The organism is Natrinema sp. LJW11, from assembly GCF_056135975.1.
Genome location: NZ_JBWBDM010000004.1, coordinates 470,914 through 492,201, shown reverse-complemented (window position 1 = coordinate 492,201; position 21,288 = coordinate 470,914). Strand labels below are relative to the sequence as shown.

The 21,288-nt window shown below is 66.0% G+C and carries 20 protein-coding genes; 14 read left to right on the top strand and 6 right to left on the bottom strand.

Annotated elements, in window-relative coordinates; all coding sequences use genetic code 11:
• Positions 1 to 225: 225 nt before the first annotated feature.
• The gene (locus AC0QDI_RS14195; protein WP_474669200.1) at positions 226 to 834 is read right to left on the bottom strand and encodes a DJ-1/PfpI family protein; all 609 of its coding nucleotides are present in this window, start codon (positions 832 to 834) and stop codon (positions 226 to 228) included.
• Between the two features lie 264 nt (positions 835 to 1,098).
• Here AC0QDI_RS14195 and AC0QDI_RS14190 point away from each other — a divergent pair, with 264 nt between their 5' ends.
• From AC0QDI_RS14190 to endA, 8 genes are all read left to right on the top strand, one after another.
• On the top strand, positions 1,099 to 1,626 hold the full coding sequence (locus AC0QDI_RS14190; protein WP_474669198.1) for a hypothetical protein: 528 nt from the start codon (positions 1,099 to 1,101) through the stop codon (positions 1,624 to 1,626).
• A 10-nt stretch (positions 1,627 to 1,636) separates the two neighbouring features.
• A complete protein-coding gene (locus tag AC0QDI_RS14185; protein WP_474669196.1) occupies positions 1,637 to 2,011 on the top strand; it encodes a hypothetical protein in 375 nt (124 codons plus the stop codon).
• 268 nt (positions 2,012 to 2,279) lie between these two features.
• Positions 2,280 to 2,630 carry a hypothetical protein gene (locus AC0QDI_RS14180; RefSeq protein ID WP_474669194.1) on the top strand — a complete coding sequence of 117 codons (351 nt, stop codon included), beginning with the start codon at positions 2,280 to 2,282 and terminating at the stop codon, positions 2,628 to 2,630.
• A gap of 192 nt (positions 2,631 to 2,822) precedes the next feature.
• Positions 2,823 to 3,980, top strand: a complete 1,158-nt coding sequence (locus AC0QDI_RS14175; RefSeq protein WP_474669192.1) for a DUF7345 domain-containing protein — start codon at positions 2,823 to 2,825, stop codon at positions 3,978 to 3,980.
• 112 nt (positions 3,981 to 4,092) lie between these two features.
• Positions 4,093 to 4,797 carry a hypothetical protein gene (locus AC0QDI_RS14170; protein ID WP_474669190.1) on the top strand — a complete coding sequence of 235 codons (705 nt, stop codon included), beginning with the start codon at positions 4,093 to 4,095 and terminating at the stop codon, positions 4,795 to 4,797.
• Between the two features lie 81 nt (positions 4,798 to 4,878).
• Positions 4,879 to 5,109 (top strand): Lrp/AsnC ligand binding domain-containing protein, encoded by a 231-nt coding sequence (locus AC0QDI_RS14165; RefSeq protein WP_474669188.1) that lies wholly within the window; start codon positions 4,879 to 4,881, stop codon positions 5,107 to 5,109.
• Between the two features lie 95 nt (positions 5,110 to 5,204).
• Positions 5,205 to 5,981, top strand: coding sequence for a DUF91 domain-containing protein (locus tag AC0QDI_RS14160; RefSeq protein WP_474669186.1), 777 nt, complete (start codon positions 5,205 to 5,207; stop codon positions 5,979 to 5,981).
• Positions 5,982 to 6,293: 312 nt separating this feature from the next.
• A complete protein-coding gene (endA, locus tag AC0QDI_RS14155; RefSeq protein ID WP_474669184.1) occupies positions 6,294 to 7,370 on the top strand; it encodes a tRNA-intron lyase in 1,077 nt (358 codons plus the stop codon).
• Between the two features lie 15 nt (positions 7,371 to 7,385).
• Here endA and AC0QDI_RS14150 read toward each other — a convergent pair whose 3' ends face one another.
• Positions 7,386 to 8,315 (bottom strand): ornithine cyclodeaminase family protein, encoded by a 930-nt coding sequence (locus AC0QDI_RS14150; RefSeq protein WP_474669182.1) that lies wholly within the window; start codon positions 8,313 to 8,315, stop codon positions 7,386 to 7,388.
• 87 nt (positions 8,316 to 8,402) lie between these two features.
• On the bottom strand, positions 8,403 to 8,798 hold the full coding sequence (locus AC0QDI_RS14145) for a methylated-DNA--[protein]-cysteine S-methyltransferase (RefSeq protein WP_474669180.1): 396 nt from the start codon (positions 8,796 to 8,798) through the stop codon (positions 8,403 to 8,405).
• Positions 8,799 to 8,903: 105 nt separating this feature from the next.
• Here AC0QDI_RS14145 and AC0QDI_RS14140 point away from each other — a divergent pair, with 105 nt between their 5' ends.
• Complete coding sequence (locus AC0QDI_RS14140; protein WP_474669178.1) at positions 8,904 to 10,550, top strand: tryptophan--tRNA ligase; 1,647 nt, start codon at positions 8,904 to 8,906, stop codon at positions 10,548 to 10,550.
• Between the two features lie 137 nt (positions 10,551 to 10,687).
• Positions 10,688 to 12,034 carry a hypothetical protein gene (locus AC0QDI_RS14135; RefSeq protein ID WP_474669176.1) on the top strand — a complete coding sequence of 449 codons (1,347 nt, stop codon included), beginning with the start codon at positions 10,688 to 10,690 and terminating at the stop codon, positions 12,032 to 12,034.
• Positions 12,035 to 12,045: 11 nt separating this feature from the next.
• Here AC0QDI_RS14135 and AC0QDI_RS14130 read toward each other — a convergent pair whose 3' ends face one another.
• Positions 12,046 to 13,752 (bottom strand): histidine kinase N-terminal 7TM domain-containing protein, encoded by a 1,707-nt coding sequence (locus AC0QDI_RS14130; RefSeq protein ID WP_474669175.1) that lies wholly within the window; start codon positions 13,750 to 13,752, stop codon positions 12,046 to 12,048.
• Between the two features lie 84 nt (positions 13,753 to 13,836).
• Positions 13,837 to 14,784: a UbiA family prenyltransferase gene (locus AC0QDI_RS14125; protein WP_474669173.1), complete on the bottom strand. Its 948-nt coding sequence runs from the start codon at positions 14,782 to 14,784 to the stop codon at positions 13,837 to 13,839.
• A gap of 452 nt (positions 14,785 to 15,236) precedes the next feature.
• On the opposite strand from AC0QDI_RS14125, the gene pheS reads away from it, so the two are divergent.
• Together pheS and pheT are read left to right on the top strand one after the other, a co-directional pair.
• On the top strand, positions 15,237 to 16,763 hold the full coding sequence (pheS, locus tag AC0QDI_RS14120) for a phenylalanine--tRNA ligase subunit alpha (RefSeq protein WP_474669172.1): 1,527 nt from the start codon (positions 15,237 to 15,239) through the stop codon (positions 16,761 to 16,763).
• On the top strand, positions 16,763 to 18,526 hold the full coding sequence (gene pheT, locus AC0QDI_RS14115; protein ID WP_474669170.1) for a phenylalanine--tRNA ligase subunit beta: 1,764 nt from the start codon (positions 16,763 to 16,765) through the stop codon (positions 18,524 to 18,526). Before pheS ends, pheT begins: the two co-directional genes overlap by 1 nt.
• 214 nt (positions 18,527 to 18,740) lie before the next feature.
• Here pheT and AC0QDI_RS14110 read toward each other — a convergent pair whose 3' ends face one another.
• Complete coding sequence (locus AC0QDI_RS14110) at positions 18,741 to 18,938, bottom strand: SymE family type I addiction module toxin (RefSeq protein ID WP_098725211.1); 198 nt, start codon at positions 18,936 to 18,938, stop codon at positions 18,741 to 18,743.
• A 238-nt stretch (positions 18,939 to 19,176) separates the two neighbouring features.
• Between AC0QDI_RS14110 and AC0QDI_RS14105 the strand changes: the two genes are divergently transcribed.
• Together AC0QDI_RS14105 and AC0QDI_RS14100 are read left to right on the top strand one after the other, a co-directional pair.
• Positions 19,177 to 19,485 (top strand): non-histone chromosomal MC1 family protein, encoded by a 309-nt coding sequence (locus AC0QDI_RS14105; protein ID WP_098727332.1) that lies wholly within the window; start codon positions 19,177 to 19,179, stop codon positions 19,483 to 19,485.
• A gap of 455 nt (positions 19,486 to 19,940) precedes the next feature.
• Positions 19,941 to 21,251: an MFS transporter gene (locus tag AC0QDI_RS14100; protein WP_474669168.1), complete on the top strand. Its 1,311-nt coding sequence runs from the start codon at positions 19,941 to 19,943 to the stop codon at positions 21,249 to 21,251.
• The last annotated feature ends 37 nt before the right edge of the window (positions 21,252 to 21,288 follow it).

Below are 21,288 nucleotides of genomic sequence, written 5' to 3'. Positions count from 1 at the left end.
CCCTTGAGTCTACTGAATACGTCGACTCGGTGGCCGGTCGCTCGACCCCGCGAGACGTTCGCGCGTTTTCGCCGCACTCCCACCCCAACAAGCGGCCGGGAACTCCCGGTTTCGGGATCGCTTCACTCGGTCAGCGCGCTCGAGACGGGAGCGCGCTACAGTAGCCGCTGAAACGATTTACACGCTGATCGCACAGCTGTCGTGCGATCAGGTGTGCAGTGACGTTCAGCGGCAACGATAGTCGACGACTTCGCCGCGACGTTCGTGTTCCATCTCCGTTTCGACCGTCGCGGCGATCGCCGCGCCGAACTCGCGCTCGAGGAGCCACAGCGCCAGATCGATCCCCGCGGTCACGCCGCCGGCGGTGAGCACGTCGCCGTCGTCCACGACGCGCGCGTCGACCACCTCCCCGGCGGCGGCCTCGAGGTCATCGATCGCGACCCGATGGGTGGTCGCGGGCCGGCCCTCGAGCAGGCCCGCTTCGGCTAACACCATCGCGCCGGTACAGACCGATGCGACGGTCGCGCCGGCGGTGGCGCGCTCGGCGACCGCCGCGGGCAGGCTCCCGTCGTCGACGGCGGCACGGACACCGCTGCCTTCGGTCGTCCATCCGCCGCCGGGGACGAGCAGGAGATCCGGTCGGCCGATCGTCCCGTCCGGCTCGACGCGGAGGCCGTGACTCGCCGTCACGCGATCCGTTTCCGACAGCGTGACCAGCCGTGTCTCGAGCGCCGCGCCGGCCTGGGCTCCGTTCTCGAGGACTTCGTAGGGACCGATCGCGTCGAGTTCGTCGAAGCCGTCGAACAGGACGATTTCGGCGGTCAGGTCGACCATATTCGTCGGTCGTCAGCGTGGGGCAAACCTGTTACGCCTCTCTCGAGTCGAGCCGTCCGACCAGTGCGGGCCCACCGCCTCGGTCCGGCGGACACACCGTCGCGTTCGGATCGGCCGGTCGTCACCGATCGGTGCCGTTCGATCCGCGTTGAACGGGACACAAACCGGCGAAATCGTGCGTCAAGCGGCTTCAAACACTCGAAAAGCGAGTTTACGAGGGACCCCCTTCAAGTGTCCCGGACCACCGAGAGTCGGATGCAAGCTATGAACCGAACAACGCTCATCGCAGTTGCGCTCGCTGCACTGATCGCGGTAACCGGATTCGCCGCCGCGGCACCCGGAAACGGACCCGTGTCCGTGGACGCGAACGCGGACAGTACTGACGACCGACACGCAGACGAACACGCAGCCGACCAACAGCGAGCCGACGACGATCAGAACCGAAGCGAGAACGGAGCCGCTGCCAGCAGTAGTGCTGACGACCGCAACGGACAGGGGCCGAACGTCGACCTTCCCGATCAGGTTCCCGATCACGTCTCCCAAATTCACGACCGAATCTCGTCGTTCCTGAGCGGTGACCTCGAGGGCACGCTCGGCGACGCGGTCAGCGCGGTGACGCCGGATGACGACGACGCTGACGACGAAAGCGAAGCCGTCGACGAGAGCGGCGAGGCTGACGACGCCGACGACGAGTCAGAGAGTGGCGACGACGAGCAGACCGACGATGACGAACAGAACGACGATGACGAACAGAACGAGTCGTCCGATAGCGACGAACGGGCTGACGCGTAACTGACTCTCCATGCCCGCACCGGCTTCGCCGATGGCGACCGGTCTCGAGGACCGGCTGCTGACGTTCACCGTGAGCCTGCTGGTCGGCGGTCTGGCCCTCCACGTCGCCGCCCGCGTCGTCGCTGACGCTCGAGAGTACGGCCACGCGGTGGTGACGGCGCTGCTCGGCGCGCTGGCCTGGGCGTTCCTCGAGCCGATACCGCTGCTCGGCGGACTGTTGGCGATCGTCGCCTGGATCGCGGTCGTCAAGTGGCGCTACCGGCTCGGCTGGATCGGATCCGGCGCGACCGGTATCGCCGCCTGGGCGGCGGCCGTCGTCGTCCTCGCGGCCCTCGAGTTGGTCGGTATCGGTTCGGTCTCGGCACTCGGCGTACCGGGTGCCTGAATCGCGTTCCCGCTGACGCTGTCCTCCCCTGCTGACGCTTTCTTCCACCGAACTCATCCCGCTGACGGTTCCTCCATCGAACCTCCTGCGCCGGGATCAGAGACGACTGTAGTAGTATCGACATCGACCACGATAGCAGTATTCACGCTACAGTAGTCGCTTCAGATGAGACGGTCAGCGTCCGTGCTGACGGTCTAACCACCGTCGACGCGCCTGCGGTGGTGTTGAAAGGGATTGATATAATCGGCTGGACGGCGAAGTGTTTCTCATGGTCTCCGTAATCGGATCGCTCGTCGCCTTCGTCGTCGCACTGCTCATCGGCGGGTTGGCGATCTACGTCAGCGCGCGACTCATCGTCGATGTCGAGGACTATTCACACGCGATCGTCACGGCCCTCCTCGGAGCGATCGCGTGGGCGCTCACGTCGTGGATACCGCTTCTGGGCCCGATACTGGCACTGATCGCCTGGGTCTGGGTGATCAACTGGCGGTATCCCGGCGGCTGGGGAACGGCCGCGGCTATCGGGCTCATCGCCTGGCTCGCCGCGCTCGTCATCCTCCTGGTACTCAACGCCGTCTTGGGCCTCGGTGTCGGAGCGTTCGGCGTTCCCGGCGCGTAGTGCCAGCTAATCGACGTAACACCGCCGGATCGCCCCTATTCGATCAGGTGTGCAGTGACGGTCAGTGACTACGGTAGTGATATTTTACTCTCTCGTTCGCATGGAATCCGGATTGTAGCGCCGAGAGAGTCCGGTTGCGCCCGATTCCACGATTTTCGCATGTTTTAAGCGATGTGGCAAGTACCGACTCGTATGAACTGTCGCGTCGGCTTGACGGTCGTGGTCGTCGCGGTACTTCTCGGCGGAACGGGGGCGATCGGCGCCGCCACCGGAACCACGAACGCCGGCCAGCCCCAGCCGAGTCCGTTTACGCTCCAGCAAGACCAGATCGACGCGGACGAAGTTCGAATGGACGTCGCACTCGAGCCCGACGGGACCGCCGAGTGGACGCTCGAGTTCTGGATCCGCCTCGACGACAACGAGAGCACGGAGGCGTTCGAGTCGCTGCGAGCGGACATTCGGGACGATCCCGAAAACCACACGCAGTCGTTCGCCGATCGGATGAACGAGACGGTTTCGACGGCGAGCAACGCGACGGGCCGCGAGATGGCCGCAGACGAGTTCAGCGTGAGTACCGCGCGACAGTCGCTCGCACGCGAGTACGGTGTCGTCGAATACGCGTTCCGCTGGGACGGGTTCGCCGCCGTCGAGGGCGACGAGATCCGCGCCGGCGACGCCGTCGAGGGAATCTATCTCGACGACGGGACCCGATTGCTGCTCGAGTGGCCAGACGGCTACGAGCGAGCGTCGATCGCGCCCGATCCGGACGACGAACGCGAGAACGCGGTGATCTGGCGGGGCGGCGAAACGGACTTTATCTCCGGCGAACCGCGGGTCGTCGTTACCAGCGCTGGCGGCGGGACCGGGCCCGGCACGACGATGATCGCGGGAATCGTGATCGTCGTGGCCGGTCTCGGCGCTGGCGGTCTGTGGTGGTACCGCAACCGCACGTCCGAGGCGGGGCAAACGACCGACGGAGACGGGGCTCCCGGCCCCGGTAGCGATCCGGAGCGCACACCCGGACCCGATTCGGGATCCGCAACGGCATCGGTGTCGGCGTCGACGGCCGACGGATCGGCGGGCTCGAGTGCGACCGCAGCGCCGGATCCGCCGCTGCTCACCAACGAAGAACAGGTCCTCCGGCTCGTCGAAGAGAACGGCGGCCGGATGAAACAGCAGGCGGTCGTCGAAGAACTCGACTGGACCGACGCGAAGACCAGTAAAGTAGTCAGCGCGCTCCGCGATGCGGGGAAACTCGAATCGTTCCGCCTCGGTCGCGAGAACGTGCTCTCGCTCCCCGACGCGGACGATCCGATCACGACGAATACCGACGGTGACGAATCCAAATGAGAGAAATCGCCGGACGGAAACGGATCGAAAACGGCGTTGAATGGCGGAAACCGTCGATGAACCCAAGTCATCGACTCGAGTGTCTATCATCACGGAAAGACAACGAGCACCAATGAATCGAACCACATCGATCACGCTGGCAGCGGTACTCGTCGTCGCCGCGATAGCGGTTCCCCTCGCTGCGGCGAGCGTCTCCTCGAGCGCGAGCGGACAGGCGACGAGTGACTCAGAGGCGGGAAACGAGTCGATCAAACCCGGTGAACAGTTCACCGCCGCCGTCGGCGTCCAAAACGCCGAAATCGAAGGTGACGTTTCGGAGCGGGCCTTCGGCGTCCGAATCGCGAACGCGGAGACCAACGAGTCGAAAGCGGCCGTCGTCGCCGCGCAGTTCGACGAGACGGAAGCGCGCCTCACCGAACTCGAGAACAGACTCGAGGAACGGAACGAGTCCCGCGAGGCCGGCGACATCAGCGAGGGGCGCTATCGCGCGGAAGTCGCGACGATCGTCGTCAGGATGCGGACCCTCGAGCGACAGGCGGCGACGGCCGAGACGACCGCGGCCGGACTCCCCCAAGCGGTGCTCACCGAGCGCGGGATCGACGTCGACTCGATCCGAACGCTCCGAGACCGCGCCGGCGACCTCGGGGGACCCGAGACCGCGGAAATCGCTCGCTCGATCGCCGGGGACGACGGTGAACGATCGCTCGGTCCCGACCGCGACTCCGGCAGTCCGATCGACGTCGGCGGCGAAAACCGAACCGACGAAGCGGGCGTCAGCGGCGACGACGTGACTGCAGCGGAGTCGAGCGAAGCGTGACCGGGGTGGGAGGTGTACACCCGTTACTCGGCGGGGGTTTGCACGTCCGTTTTTTGCCGCTCGGTTCCGTAGCTCGGTGAGATGGTCGACGCGTACGCGATGATCGACACCGCGACCGGGACCGCCGAGGATGTGTGTCAGGCCCTGCGCGATGCAGAGGGGGTGATCGACGCACACGTCATCGCCGGCGATTTCGACGTCATGGTCGAGTTAGCGGGCGACGAGCCGCACGATATTCTCGAGACGATCACCGACACCGTGCGACCGCTCGAGGGGGTCGGGACGACGCGAACGTACGTCTGTCTCGAGTGAGCCAACGAGTGTGTCGGTCGCCCGATCCCGATCGGGCCGAGACGCGGCAGCCGTTCGTCCGCGACTTTAAGTACGAACCCGCGGCCAGACGGCCCATGATCGACGACGCGATCCGCGTCCTCGCGGGCGACTGCACCGTTATCGCCGAAGACGACGACCGACAGGAGTACCGCGGCCGGGTGACGACGATCGTCAAACCCGACAACACCATCCTCGTCCACGACACCGACGGCTACCAGCCCGTCGCGTGGCTGACCCGCGCCGACAGCGTCTCGAGCGATCGCACCGGCGGCTTCACCCTCGTCGCGAAAAAGGACACCCAGACGCTGCGGATCGCCACCCACGATCAGGACGGCTTCGCCCACTACCCGGCCTCGGCGGCCGGAACGCCCGTCGGGACGTGTCCCGACTGCGACGGCGCACTCGTGCGCTCGAGCGGGGTCCACTGCGTCGGCTGCGGCGACCGCTACGGCGTGCCCGCAGATGCGACGATTCGCGACGAGCAGTGCGACTGCGAGTGTGGTCTCCCCAAGATGCGCGTCGAGCGCGGCCTGGCGTTCAACGTCTGCCTCGACAGAGGCTGTGAGTCCCTCGACGCGGCGGTCAAACAGGCCTTCGACCGCGAATGGGCGTGTCCCGAGCCCGACTGCGACGGTGACCTCCGAATCCTCCGGCGCGGCGGCCTCATCGCCGGCTGCGAGCACTATCCGGACTGCGACACCGGCTTCGCCGTCCCCGCCGGCGTCCTCGAAGGCGACTGCAACTGCGGGCTGCCGACCTTCGAGACCGCCAGCGGCACCCGCTGTCTCGATGCGACCTGTGATCGGGGGCTCGAGGGGGCGCTCGAGGCCGAATCCGCCGCTGACGACTGACGATCGATCGAAATCGAGACGACCACCGGGCTATAGCCACCCGACCAGCCGCCGCTGCGGTGGGTGGGACTGAAAGGGGCTTCCGGCCTCGACGAACCCGGACGACGCAAGCACCGCAGCGAGCGAAGCGAGCGAGGCGCGCAGCAAGTCCAGGGAGTCGAGGCTGGAAGGGGCTTTCGAGGTGTTTGTAGCGGAGACGGTCCTGAACCCGCCCACGGTTCTCGCGTCTGCACGTCCAGCAGTGTCCATCCCAGCACCTTCGAATGGGAATCGATCCGCAGCCACTTAGTCACGGCCCGCAAAACCCCGGCCATGGCACTCGAGGGGCGGTTCGACGACGGCGTCGTCCGCGTGGGCGGCGACGCGCGCCAGCGCTATCACGACTCGCGGGGCTACGGCTATCCGCTCGAGGGCAACGAGATCGCCCTCGCGCCGGTCGAGGCGGCCCACCTCCTGTATCGGGGGGACCTCGAGGCGGTCGTCGACGCCGACAGCGGCGAGCGCCTCGGGTTTCGGGAGTTCGTAGCCCGCGAGCCCGGCGAGGATTTCGGGGTCCGATTTCTGGTCTACGCCGACCTGCGATCGCGGGGCTTCTACCTCTCGCCGGCCGCGGAGCCGTGGGTTCCGAACCCGCCGACCGGCGAGGCGGATTTCGCGGTCTTTCCGCGGGGGAAGGGGCCTCGAGACGGCGAGATCGCCTACGCGCTGCGGATCATCGGCGAGCGAACCGACATTCCGGCCGCCGAACTCCGAGAAGGCGTGCTGGCGGTCGTCGACGAGGAGAGCGAAATTACCTACTTCGAGGTGGGACGGCGGGATCCGACCGGCACGTCGGGTGCCGATACCGCGCTTCCCGAGGACTGCGAGGCCGACCTGCTCGCCGATCGGGTCGTCGTCTGGGAGCCGCCGCTGTCCCTCTACGAGAAGACGTTCTACGGCCAGCCCCTCGAGGGACGGGAGTACGACGAGCCGACGCTGCAGTGTTCCCTGCTCGAGGCGACCTACCTGGCCGAGCGGGGGGCGCTCGCGCTCGAGGGCGACGCGGTCCGCGAGCGGGGTCGCGAGGTCGAAGGCGAGCGGTTCGATCGACGGCTGACCGTCTACACCGAGTTGCGCGAACGCGGCGTGGTCCCCAAGACGGGGTACAAGTTCGGTGCCGACTTCCGGACCTACGCGGACGTGGAGTCCGTCGAGAACCTCGGTCACTCCGAACTACTGGTTCGCGTCCATCCCGCGGCGTACGTCTTCGAGCCTCGAGATCTGGCGCTGGACGTTCGGCTCGCCCACGGAGTCCGGAAGACGATGGTGTTCGCGCTGGTCGGCGACGATGCCGGTGGAGACGCGGACGGTGGAATCGAGTGGTGGTCGCTCGAGCGGCTGACTCCGTAGTAACGGGACCTCCTTTTACGCGAACCGCTCGAGGAACGCCTTGCCGAGCACGACCTCCGTTCCCGCGAGCCCGACCGAACAGAACAGCGTGATGTCGGCCGCGCGCCGACGGCCGAGATCGGGGTCTTCGAGCACGTCGGCGAGTTCGACCAGTCGCTCGCGGTCGCCGCCCGACGCGACGTACGGCCTGTCGTAGGCGTCGACCTGCGGGAGCGAATCGGTCGCGATGGCGTCGGCGCGGTCGACCACCTCGAGCGGGAGTTCGTGGGCGTCTCGGAATCGCGGCCCGATCGTCGTGACGTGGGTGCCGGGCTCGAGCCAGTCGGGGTCGAAGACCGGCTCCTCGCTGTTCGTCGCACAGACGAGCGCGTCCGCGTCGCGGACGACCGGTTCGGGATCGTCGACCGCGCGGACGGGCGGCTCGACCTCGCCGTCGGCGGTCTCGGCGAACGACTCGCGGCTTTCAGCGGTCGGGCTATAGACCAGTACCTCGGCGAAGTCGCGGGCCGCACACGCCGCGCCGACCTGCGCTCGAGCCTGAAACCCCGAGCCGAGAATTCCGAGCGTCTCGCTGTCCTCGCGGGCGAGGCGGTCGATCGCGACGCCGCCGATGCCGCCGGTCCGGAGCCCGCCGAGCGCGAACCCGACGAACAGGCCCGCGAACGCGCCGGTGGTCGCGTCGAAGACGGCCACCAGTTCCGTGTGTCCGTCGCCGGACTCGGGGTGCGTTTCGTAGACCCTGAATCCGGTCGCGTTCGCCGGCCCGGTCGCGGAGCCGGCGGTGAACACCAACTCGCCCTCGCCGGCGTCGACGCCCCAGCGCGGCGGGGCCTCGAGCGTTCCCGCAGCGCGTTCGGCGAACGCGTCGCGCATGGCGTCGACGACCTGCGCGTACTCGAACTGCGAGTAGACGTCGCCGTCCGTGAGGATAGGGAAGTCGGGCATAGTCGACCCGTCGGGCGGGTGGACCATAACAGTTCAGCCGCGCGGCGGGTCTCGCCCGTTGACACGGCAACGGTGAGCGGCGAACGCCTACGACTCGCCCGGAAGCGCCGCCCCCTCGTGCTCGAGCAACTCCCGTTTCAACTCGAGTCCGCCGCCGTAGCCCACGAGCGAGTCCACGCCGACGATCCGATGGCAGGGGACGATCACGGGAAGCGGATTGCGACCGCAGGCCTGCCCGACCGCGATCGGCGCGCTCTCGAGGTCGTCCGCGATCTCGCCGTACGTTCGCGTTTCGCCGGCCGGAATCGCCGTCATCGCCCGCATAACGCTGCCAGTGAACCCGTCGGGAAACTCGATCTCGAGGTCGAACGCCCCCCGCTCGCCGGCCTCGTACTCCCGTACCTGTTCGCGGATCGCTCCCGGGTCCGCGTCGATCCGTGAGTCGTCGATCTCCCGCTGACGCCCGAATACCTGAACGTGCATCGTCGATCGACGTTCGGCGCGCACCCTCTTTACTCCCGTCGACCGAAGATTTCGGCGACGGCGAAGCCGAAGGTTTTTGCGCGCTGCCGAGCCAAAACGTACGTAATGACCGGAGACGATCCACTCGAGGAGTCCGAGTCAGGGGAACCGACGAGCGGGGAACCGCTGACAGACGGGGGTGAGCGATCCCCTGGATCGCGATCCTCGTCGGAGCTCCGCTCCGACGGTGGAGCCGCAGGTGCGGATGACGTCGCGCTGGACCCCTGGGGATCCTCGAGCGTCTCCGACTACCGGAAGCTCTTCGAGGAGTTCGGCATCGAGGAGTTCGACGAGTTGCTCGACCAGGTGCCCAACCCGCACTACCTGATGCGCCGCGGCGTCATCTTCGGCCACCGCGACTATCGACCGGTCGCGGAGGCGCTACAAAACGACGAGCCCGCGGCCGTCCTCTCGGGATTCATGCCCACCGGGGACCCCCACATCGGCCACAAACTGGTCTTCGACGAGATCATCTGGCATCAGGAACAGGGGGCCGACGCCTACGGCCTGATCGCCGATCTCGAGGCCAACTCCGCCCGCGGGATGAGCTGGGAGGAGATCGACGAACACGCTCGCAATTATCTGCTCTCGCTGCTCGCACTCGGCTTCGACCCGGAGGAGGGCGAACTCTACCGGCAGTCGACCAACCGCGAGGTACAGGACCTCGCCTTCGATCTCGGCGCGGAGGCTAACTTCTCGGAGTTTCAGGCGATCTACGGCTTCGACGGCGAGACAGACGTCTCGCACATGCAGTCGGTCGTCACCCAGATGGCCGACATCCTCTACCCGCAACTCGAGGAGCCCAAGCCGACCGTGATCCCCGTTGGCCCGGACCAGGACCCCCACGTCCGGCTGGCTCGCGACCTCGCCGAGCGGATGCGCTTTTTCAAGGTCAGCGAGGCGTACGCCAGCTTCGAACTCGCGGACGAGGAGCGCGAACTGGTCGCCGAGTTCTACGAGGACTTAGCCCCCGCCGACTTCGACGACGACACGCTTCGGTGCGTCCACGTCGCCGAAACGCTCGAGGAGACGCCGCTCTCGGAGGTCGACGCGAGCGCGGAGACGCTGAGCTCGGTCCTGACGAAACTGACTGAGGCGGGCATGGAACCGATCCGACCGCGGACCCGGTTTTTCGATCGACGGGCGACCGACGACGCCTTCGAGGCGCTGATCGACGCCCTCGACGGCGAGAAGCGAGTCTACGAGAGTCACGTCGACGCCTTCGAGATCGACCGCGCCGAGGCCGAGGAACTCGCCCGACAGGTCGAGGTCGACAATGGCGGCTACGGCTTCCAGCCGCCCTCGTCGATCTATCACCGATTCATGACCGGGCTAACCGGCGGGAAGATGTCCTCCTCGATCCCGGCGAGTCACATCTCGTTGCTGGACGATCCCGAGGACGGCTACGACAAGGTGAAAGCGGCGACGACCGGCGGCCGCGAGACGGCCGAAGAACAGCGCGAAAAGGGCGGCCGCGCCGACGAGTGTCCCGTCTACGAGCTCTACGCGTATCTGCTGGCCGGCGACGACGACGAGTTCGCCAAGCGCGTCTACGACGAGTGCGTCGGCGGCGAGCGCCTCTGTGGCGACTGCAAGGAGCAGGCCGCCCAACTCATGCGGGAGTTCCTCGCGGAACACCAGGAGAAACGCGAGGAGGTCGCGGACCTGCTCGAGGCGGCCGACATCGAACTCGAGTCGCCGCGGCGTCGCTGAGCGACGATTCACCGGACGGTGGTGCCGGTCGCTGGCGATCGGGTGATCGAGCTGATGTTTTTTCGGGCGCGAGCGGCGATGCGTTTTCAGCGTCTGACGAAGATATATAGGGCCGGTTGTGGAACCGGGAGATATCGATGGCCCGGTCCCTCAGTGAGTCGAACGATGACCCGTTGGTTCCCGCCGACGTGCTCGGCGCGTTCGGCGTCACGCCGGCGGATCTCCGACCGGGTTCGGCCGGTGGCGACAGCCTCGAGACGGCGCTGGCCGACGCGCTCTCCACGGGCGTCGACCGGCGGACGGTGCTTCGTCGGACGATCACGCGGAGCGACCGCGGGCTGGCCTGCTCGGCCCGGTACTCGGAGACCGATCTCGAGCGCGAACTCGCCGCGGTCTTCGAGTCGATCCGCTGGTCGGTCACGATCACGCACACGCAGAACGGACTGACACTCACCGCCACCGATCCCCGTGGCCGCCGCCGCGAGACGTCGGTCACCTACCCCGAAACGCCGCTGGGGACCGACAACCTCCCCGCCGTCCTCTGGACGATCAACGACGCCGTCCTCGCGGGGACCGGCGCGCGGTTCGTCCTCCTCTCGACGGGCGTCGACCGCTGGCGGGCCGCACTGGTCGAAACGGATGCGCTCGAGCGGCTCCGCGGTCGCTACGGCCGGCGAATCGAAGCCGTCGATCGACCGCTCTGTCCGCCCCACGGACTCGAGGCGTACGTTCCCGCCGTGGCGGCCGACGACGCGACCGGACTCGACGGCGACGGTCTCGGTGCCGACGGCGACGGTCCGTGGCCGCGGTGGGCGCTCGAGCGGGGCACCGACCGCTCGAGCGATTCGACCGCGGTTGTCGAATCGCTCATCGACGAAGCCGAGCCGTCCGCGCGATCGGAGTCGAACTCGGGGGCTGCCTCCGAGCGGGTCTCGAGCGATGCGCTACCCCCACACCCGTCGAGGGAAGCAGCGGAACGATCGACTACGTCGCCCCCCTCGAGCGAGATCGACGGCTTCGAACTCCGGGGAACTCCCGCGAACTCGGGACGGGAAGCTGACGACGGACGATCAGAGAACTGCGAGGTGGAGGCGACCGCGTTCGACGACGGAGGGAGTACGACGAGTAGCGACGAGGACGCGACGAACGCGGACGAGTTCGGAACGCTCTCCGGGACCAGCGAAACGGCGCGCATCGACAACGACTCGTTCGGGACGGAACTCGAGCCCCGATCCGAGGACGACCGCTATCAGGCGCTCGGTGTGGCGCTCGACGCGGGCGGGAACGTCTCCGTTCGGGGGTTGCTCGAGGACGACGAGTTCCTTCCGGAGCTCCCTGCGGTCGAGTCCGAGGAGACCCGCATCGAGTTCGCCGACGGCTGTGCGCCCGTCGACGTCCCCGAGACGACGTCGACGACCGAGCGGGCCGGATTCGAGTGGGTCGATCCCGGCTCGCTCGAGACGACGCGGCTCTCGAATCAATAGTGCGTCGGCCGTTACGACGGGGTTCTATCCGATTCGGCTCGAGGGGAGGTGGGCGGAGATAACACCGGAACGTCGACGGTAACGATCGAACCGGTCAGATCGTCCGTCTCGAACGTCACCACACCGCCGGCGATTTCGGCGCCCCACTTGGCTAACCAGAGCCCGAGACCGCTGCCGTGTTCCAGCGGGGTTTCCGTTCCGCGCTCCAGGATCGACCGTTCGTAGTCGTCGATTCCGGATCCGTTATCTGCGATACGGATCCGTACCCGATCGCCGTCCGATTCGACCGCGACTCGAACGGACGGGTTCGGACCCGCGTTGTGCTCGATACCGTTTTCGATGAGGTTGACGAACACCGGCTCGAGGACGCTCGCGACGTATATCTCCTCCAGGTCCGACTCACACTCGATGCGAGCGGTCGGATACTCGTCGCGGACGGTCGCGATTCCGTCCGCGAGGAGCGACTCGAGCGGGACGGCCTCGATCGAGTCCCGCCCTCGTTCGAAGACGTCGACGATTTCGCGGGCTTTGACGCCCAACTCTTCGATTCGTTGCGCGCTCGCCGTGATTTCGTCGGCAGCGCCCTGACCGTCTCCGTCAGCGAGTAACTCGGCGTAGCTGCTGATGACGTTCGTTTCCGTCCGGATGTTGTGCCGGAAGACGCGGTTCAGGACTTCGTGGCGCTGTTGCTGTCGGGCGTGTTCGCTGATATCGTGAAACGTGATGACGTGGCCGATCGTCCGATCGTGGATGTCGGTGATGGCGGTCGCAGTCACGTCGTACAGCCGGCCGTCGTGCGGGCTCTGGAACGAGCGTTGCACCGCGACCGATCCGTTCGTCGGGAGCAGCGAGTCGTCGGGAGCGATCTCCTGAAGCGGCCTGCCGAGCACGCGACTGGGTTCGGTTCCCAGGACGTCCGCGCCGGCGTCGTTGATTTCGACGACGTAGTCGTGGCTGTCGGTGACGATGGCACCGTCCGGCATCCGCTCGAAGAGCAGTCGGCGCGCGCGCGGGTTCGGTGACGGGCTCTTTCCCAGGAGCTGGAAGCGCGTGAGCGCGCCGAGACAGGCGACGCCGGAGATCGAAAACGCGACCGGTGTGGGGTCGAGGCCCGTGACCGGGATGGCACCCACGAGAAAGAGAACGTTACTCGCCCACGGGGCCAGGATACCGATGAGAAGCGCGGCGCTTTGGCCCCTGAACGGCAGCGAGTCGTCTCGGATCAGTTCCAGGAGCGGAACGGAACCGAGCAGCCCCAGCAGGTACGTGTAGGCGGTGATAATCCAGAACCAGGGACCGGGAGTCCGGCTGAGCAACAGCATACCGTCCTCGCGAACCAGCCTCGAGTCCGTATAGAGCAAGCCGGTGTCAGTCAGTGAAAAGACGACGGTGAGCACCGGCACGATCGAGAGGAGCGCGACGTAGCGCGGCTGAATGTACCGATCCCGACCGGTGTACTCCAGCGAGAAGAGCAGCCAGCCGACCGGAATGGCGACGACGCCGATCCATCTGAGATCCGCCCAGAAGAGTTTCGCGCCGAGCGTCGACGCCTCGATGTCGAAGAGCAAGAGCGCCGACCACCAGCACTGTCCGGCGAGCAGGATGACGAGTGGCACCGCGCCGGGCTCGGGTCGTTCCCGCCAGGCGAGGAGCGCCGCCGCCGTTCCGATCGCAATGGTTGCGAGTAATATCGCCGACAAAACAGTAAGAGAGAACACAGATACGGAGGAGATGTCGCTGTTCGGTATTAAACGTGCTGGGGAAACCGTCCCTTCGCGAAAGAAAATGAAAGCGTGTAGTTGTTAGGGAAGCGAGACGACAAGCGCGAGAACGGCGAAAACCACGAGGTACTCGCACTCCGCGACCTTCGCCAGCAGTCGCTCGTTCTCGACCCGGCCGATCAGCGACGTGACGGGGAGCGAGTAGGCGATACCGGCGAGGAGCGCGAGCCCGTGTGCGGGAGAGAGGACCTCGAGGGAGACTGCGAGCACCACGAGTGCGGCCGTACTGCAGTCGATCGCGGAGAGGATCCAGCGCGTCCGAGTGACGCCGAAGACGACCGGAATCGTCCGGACGCCGATCGCCCGGTCGCCGTCGACGTCGCGGACGTTCGGGATCTCCGTGTTCGTAACCACCCGAAGGAAGAAGTACGAGAAGACGACGAGCGTCGGAATCGTGATCGATTCCCCGGCGAACGCGAGCGGAAGGAAGGTGAGGGTCGCGGCCCACGCGAGCGCGACGACGATCGTGTTGACGAGGAAGACGTCTTTCAGCCGCTGGACGCGCCCGACGTTCCCGCTTCCGGGAATCCAGTTCGTGGCGTAGCACACCCAGAGCGCGCCCGGGAGCAAGGCGACCGCGAGTGCGATCGGGCCGCCGAGTACGGAGAGGGCGACCGCGAGCCCGTACGCGATCGACGCCAGCACGTAGAGGATGTCTCGATGTCGTCTGACGAACGCCGCCTGTCCGGGGTTCGACATCACGTCAGTGTCGACGTCCGCGAGGCGGTCGTTGGTGTAGACGGCGAAGACGACCAGCCCCACGACGACCGCCGCCGGACTCGGCGGCAGCGAGAGGAGGGTCGAGACGATGACCACCTCGGCCATCGCGATCAGCGACAGATACGCCGAACTGTACACCAGTGCGTTCCAGGCCCGTTCCGACCTCGAGGGAAGCCGAGCGAGCAACGTGCTGAGTAGCGCGGCCGCCGTGCTACCTGCGTCTGAGAGCGTCTGATTGGTTCGTCTCATAGTTTCAATAGTGTTCGAGAGCGGCCGCCTACCGGCCGTCCCGTACTAAATATATCGGCAGTACTAGACGATGTAAGTGTGGGATGCTGCCGAATTTGATTACCGTCCGGAAACGCGGATCGGCGGTCGATCGCGACCCGCGACGAGTACGGCTCGGAGGAGCGATCCCCTCCCGTCACGACGAGAGCCGCGCCGGGCGCAAGTTTTTTCGCGCATCGTCGAGAGACGAGACCTATGGCACCCGAATCCCGGACGGCCGGTGTCGGCGGACAGTCAGCGTACGAGCGGTCGGGATTCGGTTTCTTCTTCGCCCGGTAACGCCGGATCGGTGGATCCGCGAGCGCTCACACCGAGCGCTCGCGGCGAAACCGACCGCTCTCCGCCCCCCGGCCCCGACGCCCGGGCATACCGGAACCGCTAACTGACCGACACGCAGGCATACGAACAAGCGAATGCAACTTCCAGCACAACAGGTCGCGGTCCTCGAGGCCGCGAACGCGGACGAGGCAACGTCCGTCGACGCCCTCGCCGCGGCGACCGACCTCCCCCCCGAAACCGTCACCGGGGCCGTCTTCGAACTCGAGGACGAGGGACTGGTCGCCGTCAGCGAGCGCGTCGACGAAACGGTCGCGCCGACCGACGAGGGGCGCGAGTACGTCACCGACGGGCTTCCCGAGGTCCGGCTCTACGAGGCCGCACTCGAGGCCGGAGCCGACGCCGATCCCGTCTCGATGGGGCAGGTCATCGGCGCGTCGGGGCTCGAGGGCGGCGCGGTCGACATCGCGCTCTCGAACTACGCGCGCAAGGGGTACGGCGCGATCGATAGCGGCGAGATCACCGCCGACCCCGACGCGGATCCGGACGCCGATGCGGAGGCGAACGCGCTCGAGGCGCTCGCCGACGCCGACGACGCGCCGGTCGACGGCGTCGACGTAGACGCGGAGACGCTCGAGGGGCTCGAGCGCCGCGGTCTGCTCGAGCGCCGCGAGTCGACGGTCCGCGAAGTCACGCTGACTGAGCGCGCCGTCACGGAGCTGATGGCGGGCATCGAGACGAGCGAGACGGTCGGCCAGGTCACCCCGGAGCTCCTGACGAGCGGCGAGTGGGAGGACGTCGAGTTCTCCGAGTACAACGTCGAGGCAGACGCCGAGCGCTTCGACGGCGGCAAGGTCCACATCCTGCGCCAGACCGCCGAGCGCGTCAAAGACACCCTCGTCGGGATGGGGTTCCAGGAGATGGACGGGCCCCACGTCGACGCGGACTTCTGGATCAACGACTGCCTGTTCATGCCCCAGGATCATCCCGCGCGCACGCACTGGGATCGGTTCGCCTTGGAGCGGCCGACCCACATCGACGAGCTACCGGCGGACCTCGTCGACCGCGTCGAGCGCGCTCACCGGGAGGGCGTCGGCCCGGACGGCGAGGGCTATCACTCGCCGTGGGACGAGGACTTCGCCCGAGCGCTCGCGCTCCGCGGGCACACCACCTCGCTGTCGACGCGCTATCTGGCGGGTCAGGAGGTCGGCGAAATCGAGCCGCCCGCACGGTACTTCAGCGTCGAGAAAGTGTACCGCAACGACACGCTCGACCCGACGCACTTGCTCGAGTTCTTCCAGATCGAGGGCTGGGTGATGGCCGAGGACCTCTCGGTGCGCGACCTGATGGGCACCTTCGAGGAGTTCTACGCCCAGTTCGGGATCACGGACGTTCAGTTCAAGCCCCACTACAACCCCTACACGGAGCCGAGCTTCGAGCTCTTCGGCACCCACCCGACGACCGGCGAACTCGTCGAGATCGGTAACTCGGGGATCTTCCGCGAGGAGATGCTCGAGCCGCTGGGCGTCGAGTGTGACGTGATGGCCTGGGGACTCGCCCTCGAACGACTGCTCATGTTGATGTACGGCTTCGAGGACATCCGGGACATCCACGGAACCCTGTGTGATCTCGAACTGCTGCGCGAAACGGAGGTGACCTACTGATGCCCACCGTCGATATCGACCCCGACGAACTGCGAGATCTGACCGGACACGATGAGAAGAGCGACGACGACCTGATCGACGACCTGTTCGGCCTCGGCCTCGAGTTCGAGGGCCGCACGGAGGACGACGAGTTCGAACTCGAGTTCGCACCGGACCGCCTCGATCGGCTGTCCGTCGAGGGCGTCGCCCGCTCGATGCGGTACCAGTACGGCGACGCGCGGGGCGTCCACGTTCCCTCGCCGAACTCGTCGGAGTGGACCATCGAAGTCGACGAGTCGGTTCCCGACGAGCGCCCCTACGTCACGGGCGCAGTCGTCCGCGACGTCGATCTGGACGAGGAGGCTCTCGACTCGATCATCCAGCTCCAGGAGAAGCTCCACGCGACGATGGGACGCAAGCGCGCGAAGGGCGCGATCGGGATTCACGACCTGACGATGCTCAAAGGGACCGCCGCGACGGAGGGCAACCCGACTATCCAGTACGTCGGCGTCGAGCCCGACGAGGACCGATTCGTGCCGCTCGATTCCGATCGGGAGATGACGCCGGCCGACGTGCTCGAGGAGCACCAGACCGGCCAGACTTACGCCGATCTGGTCAGCGAGTACGAGCGGTATCCGGCGATCTACGACAGCATCGGGCTGTTCTCGTTCCCGCCGGTGATCAACGGCCGCCGGACCGAGGTCTCGACGGACTCGCGGGACCTGTTCGTCGAGATGACGGGCACCGACCAGTGGACGATCGACAAGATGCTGAACATCGTCTGCTACGCGCTGTCGGCCCGCGGAGCCACGCTCGAGGAAGTCACCGTCGAGTACCCTGACAGCGAGTCCGCGAACGCGGACTCGGACGGGAGCCGGACGCAGTCGGGCGGACTCGATCTCGTGCGTCCCGATCTCTCGATGAAGACGAAGACGGTCGCCCACGACCGCATCGAGACGATCCTCGGGATCGGACTCGATCCCGACGAAGTGATCGACCTCGCCGAGCGGTCGGGTCTCAAGGCGGAAAAAGAAGAAAACGAAAACGGCGAGCTGGTCTACGAGGTGACGATCCCGCCCTACCGCGTCGACGTGCTCCACCCGCTGGACGTCATCGACGACCTCGGGCGGGCCTACGGCTTCAACGAACTCGAGCCCCGGTACCCCGACGCGGGGACCGTCGGCGGGCGTCACGAGCGCTCGCGGCTCGAGAACGCCGCCAGAACCCAGCTCGTCGGACTGGGCTTCGAGGACCTGCTGAACTTCCACATGATCAGCGAGGGAGAGAACTTCGACCGGCTCGACGTGGCCCCCGGTGACGACGCCTACGGTGCCGGCGAGCCCGCGACCATCAAAGAGCCCTACAGCGAGGACTTCACCATGCTCCGGACCTGGGTCACGCCCTCGTTGTTGATGGTCCTCGAGCGGAACACCCACCGATCCTACCCACAAAACCTCGCCGAAATTGGCTTCGCCGCCGAGGTCGACGAGAGCGAGAATACGGGCGTCGCGGAGGGCCGCCGCGTCGGGGCCGTCCTCGCCCACCACGACGCGGGCTACGAGGACGCCAAGGCGCGGCTGCAGACCCTCGCTCGCAACTTCGACGTCGACCTCGAGACGCCGCCGACCGACCACCCGACCTTCATTTCGGGTCGAACCGCGGCGGTCGTCATCGACGGCGATGAGGTCGGCGTGATCGGCGAGGTCCATCCGAAGGTGCTCGTCGAGCACGACCTCGAGGTACCTGTCTCGGCGTTCGAATTCGACCTCGAGGCGCTACGCTGAGGGAGACGGCAGTTTTCTCGAGCGCATTCCGGTTTGCGGTTGGTTCAACGTCTTCTACCGCGAGCGACCATCGGGAGCGAGCGGGCCGACGACTGACTCGAAGTGAGCAGCGCGAACGGAGAGGAAGGAGGAGTGCTTTTGATCGAAATTTTGCCGAGGGACATCGCGCTTGCGGCGAAGCCGCAAGCGCGATAGACCGCAGAGCAAAATTTCGTTAGAACTCGTGTTCGACGTCGTCCTCGTTGGCTTTCTGGATGATTATCTTGCCGTCCCGGACCCGGACGAAGACCTCGTCGCCGATATCCATGCCCGCGACCTCGAGTTCGTCTTCGTGGAGGTTGAGGTGGACGTTGTGGTAGTTACCGTCGTCGTCTTTCGCACCGCTTGGACTCAGCTTCTTTTTCCGTACCATCGCGGGATTCTATTCCGAACTTCGCCGTAGGATATACTTAAGTGTTTTCGACGCCCCGAGCGCGACCGTGGTACGCGCGCAGCCGGCGAACGACGACGGCACGGCGACCGGTTCCGGGGTGTCGATATTGCGGTGGAATGGTGTACCCTACTTACTTAAAGATACCGGCGCAGTCGGTCGGTTTTGGGGGATATCTTTATGTCGGATCGTGTGCTTGACTGACATGGAGGCGAAAATCATGGTACGCGAAGACGGTAAACGAAACTTTGCACTGCGCGAATCACCCGACGACGAGTCGAGTGTCTTCTCGGGTAACACACCCCGACAGGCCGCACTCAAGGCGGCCAGACGGCTCGAGCCCGGCTCGAGCGAGGAGGCGGCGGACCGCGTCGAACTCAAACTTCGCGAGAAGGGGACGGACAAGGTACACATCTACGACGGCTGGGCGTGGGAGGAGACGGCTCCCGACGACAAGCCCGACTGGATGCCCGACGAGATCACGGAAGCGAACGTCTCGAAGAAGGGAATCGAGCACCTCGACGAGTAAGCCGTCCGATCGGTAGTTTTCTCCGGTGAAGCGCCGACCAGGAGCGGTGTCGATCGCTCGGAAATGGCATGCCGTCGCGTACCATGTGAACCGACGAATCCGGTTCGGCGAGAGAACCGAACGGACGATGATACCCGTCGAGAATAGGGTTTCATATTTTTACAATAACTCCAGAATAGACCGATTGTCTGGAAATTAAACGGCATAATACGGCGCATCTTTGTTAGATCACTGCCGTACAGTTGGTGATATTCTAATAAGTGGATTTATACGGGAGTTCCCGAACAACTCGAGTGAGCCATGTTGAGATACATTGGGAAAATACGAAAAATATGGTCCGGAAAGCGTGAAAAATCAGACGTGAATAAAACGTTTGTTTCTACTAACGCAGTAGAAGCGAGTGAACCGAAGTGTATCTTTCGCGTCTTCAGTCGGGGTGAGCAGTCGTGATCACGATGACCAAGTGGCGGACGCTGGTGTTAGCGACGATCGGGTTCAACTTCTCGTTCCTGATCTGGTTCTCCTTCGCGCCGTTCACGGGGCCGATGGCCGAGGAGTTCGGCCTCTCGCTCGCGGAGATCGGAATCCTCGCGAGCGCGGCGATCTGGCTCGCGCCGTTCGGCCGCATTCTGACCGGCTGGCTCTCCGACCGCTGGGGCGCGCCGACGGTGTTCGCCATCGTGTTGACCTACGTCGGCGTCTTCTCCATCGCGTCGGCGTTCGCCCAGTCCTACGCCGTCTTCTTCGTCGAACGGCTGATCGTCGCGACCGCCGGAATCACCTTCGTCATCGGGATCCAGCACGTCTCCGAGTGGTTCGACGAGGAACAACTGGGGACCGCGGAGGGAATCTACGCCGGCGTCGGCAACGCCGGTGCCGCCGGCGGTGCGCTCATCCTCCCGCGCGTGTTCACCGAAAACTGGAGCGGCCCGATCTTCGAGACGAGCTGGCGAGCGGCCTTCTTCTACACCGGGATCCTCTCGATCCTGCTGGCGATCGTCTACTACACGATCGGTGAGGCCGCCAAGAGCGACGCGAAACGGGAGGCGACCAAGTCGACCGCGAACCTCAAAGATTGGCTCTACACCGCCACCCGCTACGGAACGGTCGTGCTCGCGCTGGCGTACGTGATGAGCTTCGGCCTCGAGCTCTCGATGAACGGCTGGCTGGCGACGTACTACCGAGAGGGGTTCAACACGGACAACCTCGTGCTCGCTAGCACGTTCGCCGCGACGTTCTCCGTCGCCGCCGGCCTGCTTCGGCCGATCGGCGGCTACGTCAGCGACCTGCTCGCCCGCAAGGAGAAGAACATCCTCCCGATCTTCACGGGCCGCTACCGCGAGCAGTGGACGTTCGTCTCGCTGTGCTTCATCGTGCTCGCGATGGTCGGGATGACGCTGGCCGGCCTGACCGGCCGGGTGCTGCTGGCCGTCGCGGCCGGCTTCATCGTCGGCATGGGCTGTGCGTTCGCCGAGGGAGCGATCTTCGCGCAGGTGCCGGCGATGTTTCCGAACAGTTCGGGCAGCGTCGCCGGCGTCGTCGGCGGCGTCGGCACGGTCGGCGGAATCGCCTACCCGCTCGTCTACGCCGCACCGATGATGCCGAGCCTCCACACCGGCTACTCCGTCGTCGCGGTCACGATGATCCCCATCCTGTTGCTGTGCGCGTGGGTCTTCCAGCCCCGCATCGCCGAACGGGCGACCGACGATGGCTTCCTCGCCTCGAGCGGCGATAGCACCACCACGAGGACGCCGATCGACGACTGAGCGCCGGCGAATCGCCGTCGACCCGCGGAACCCGACG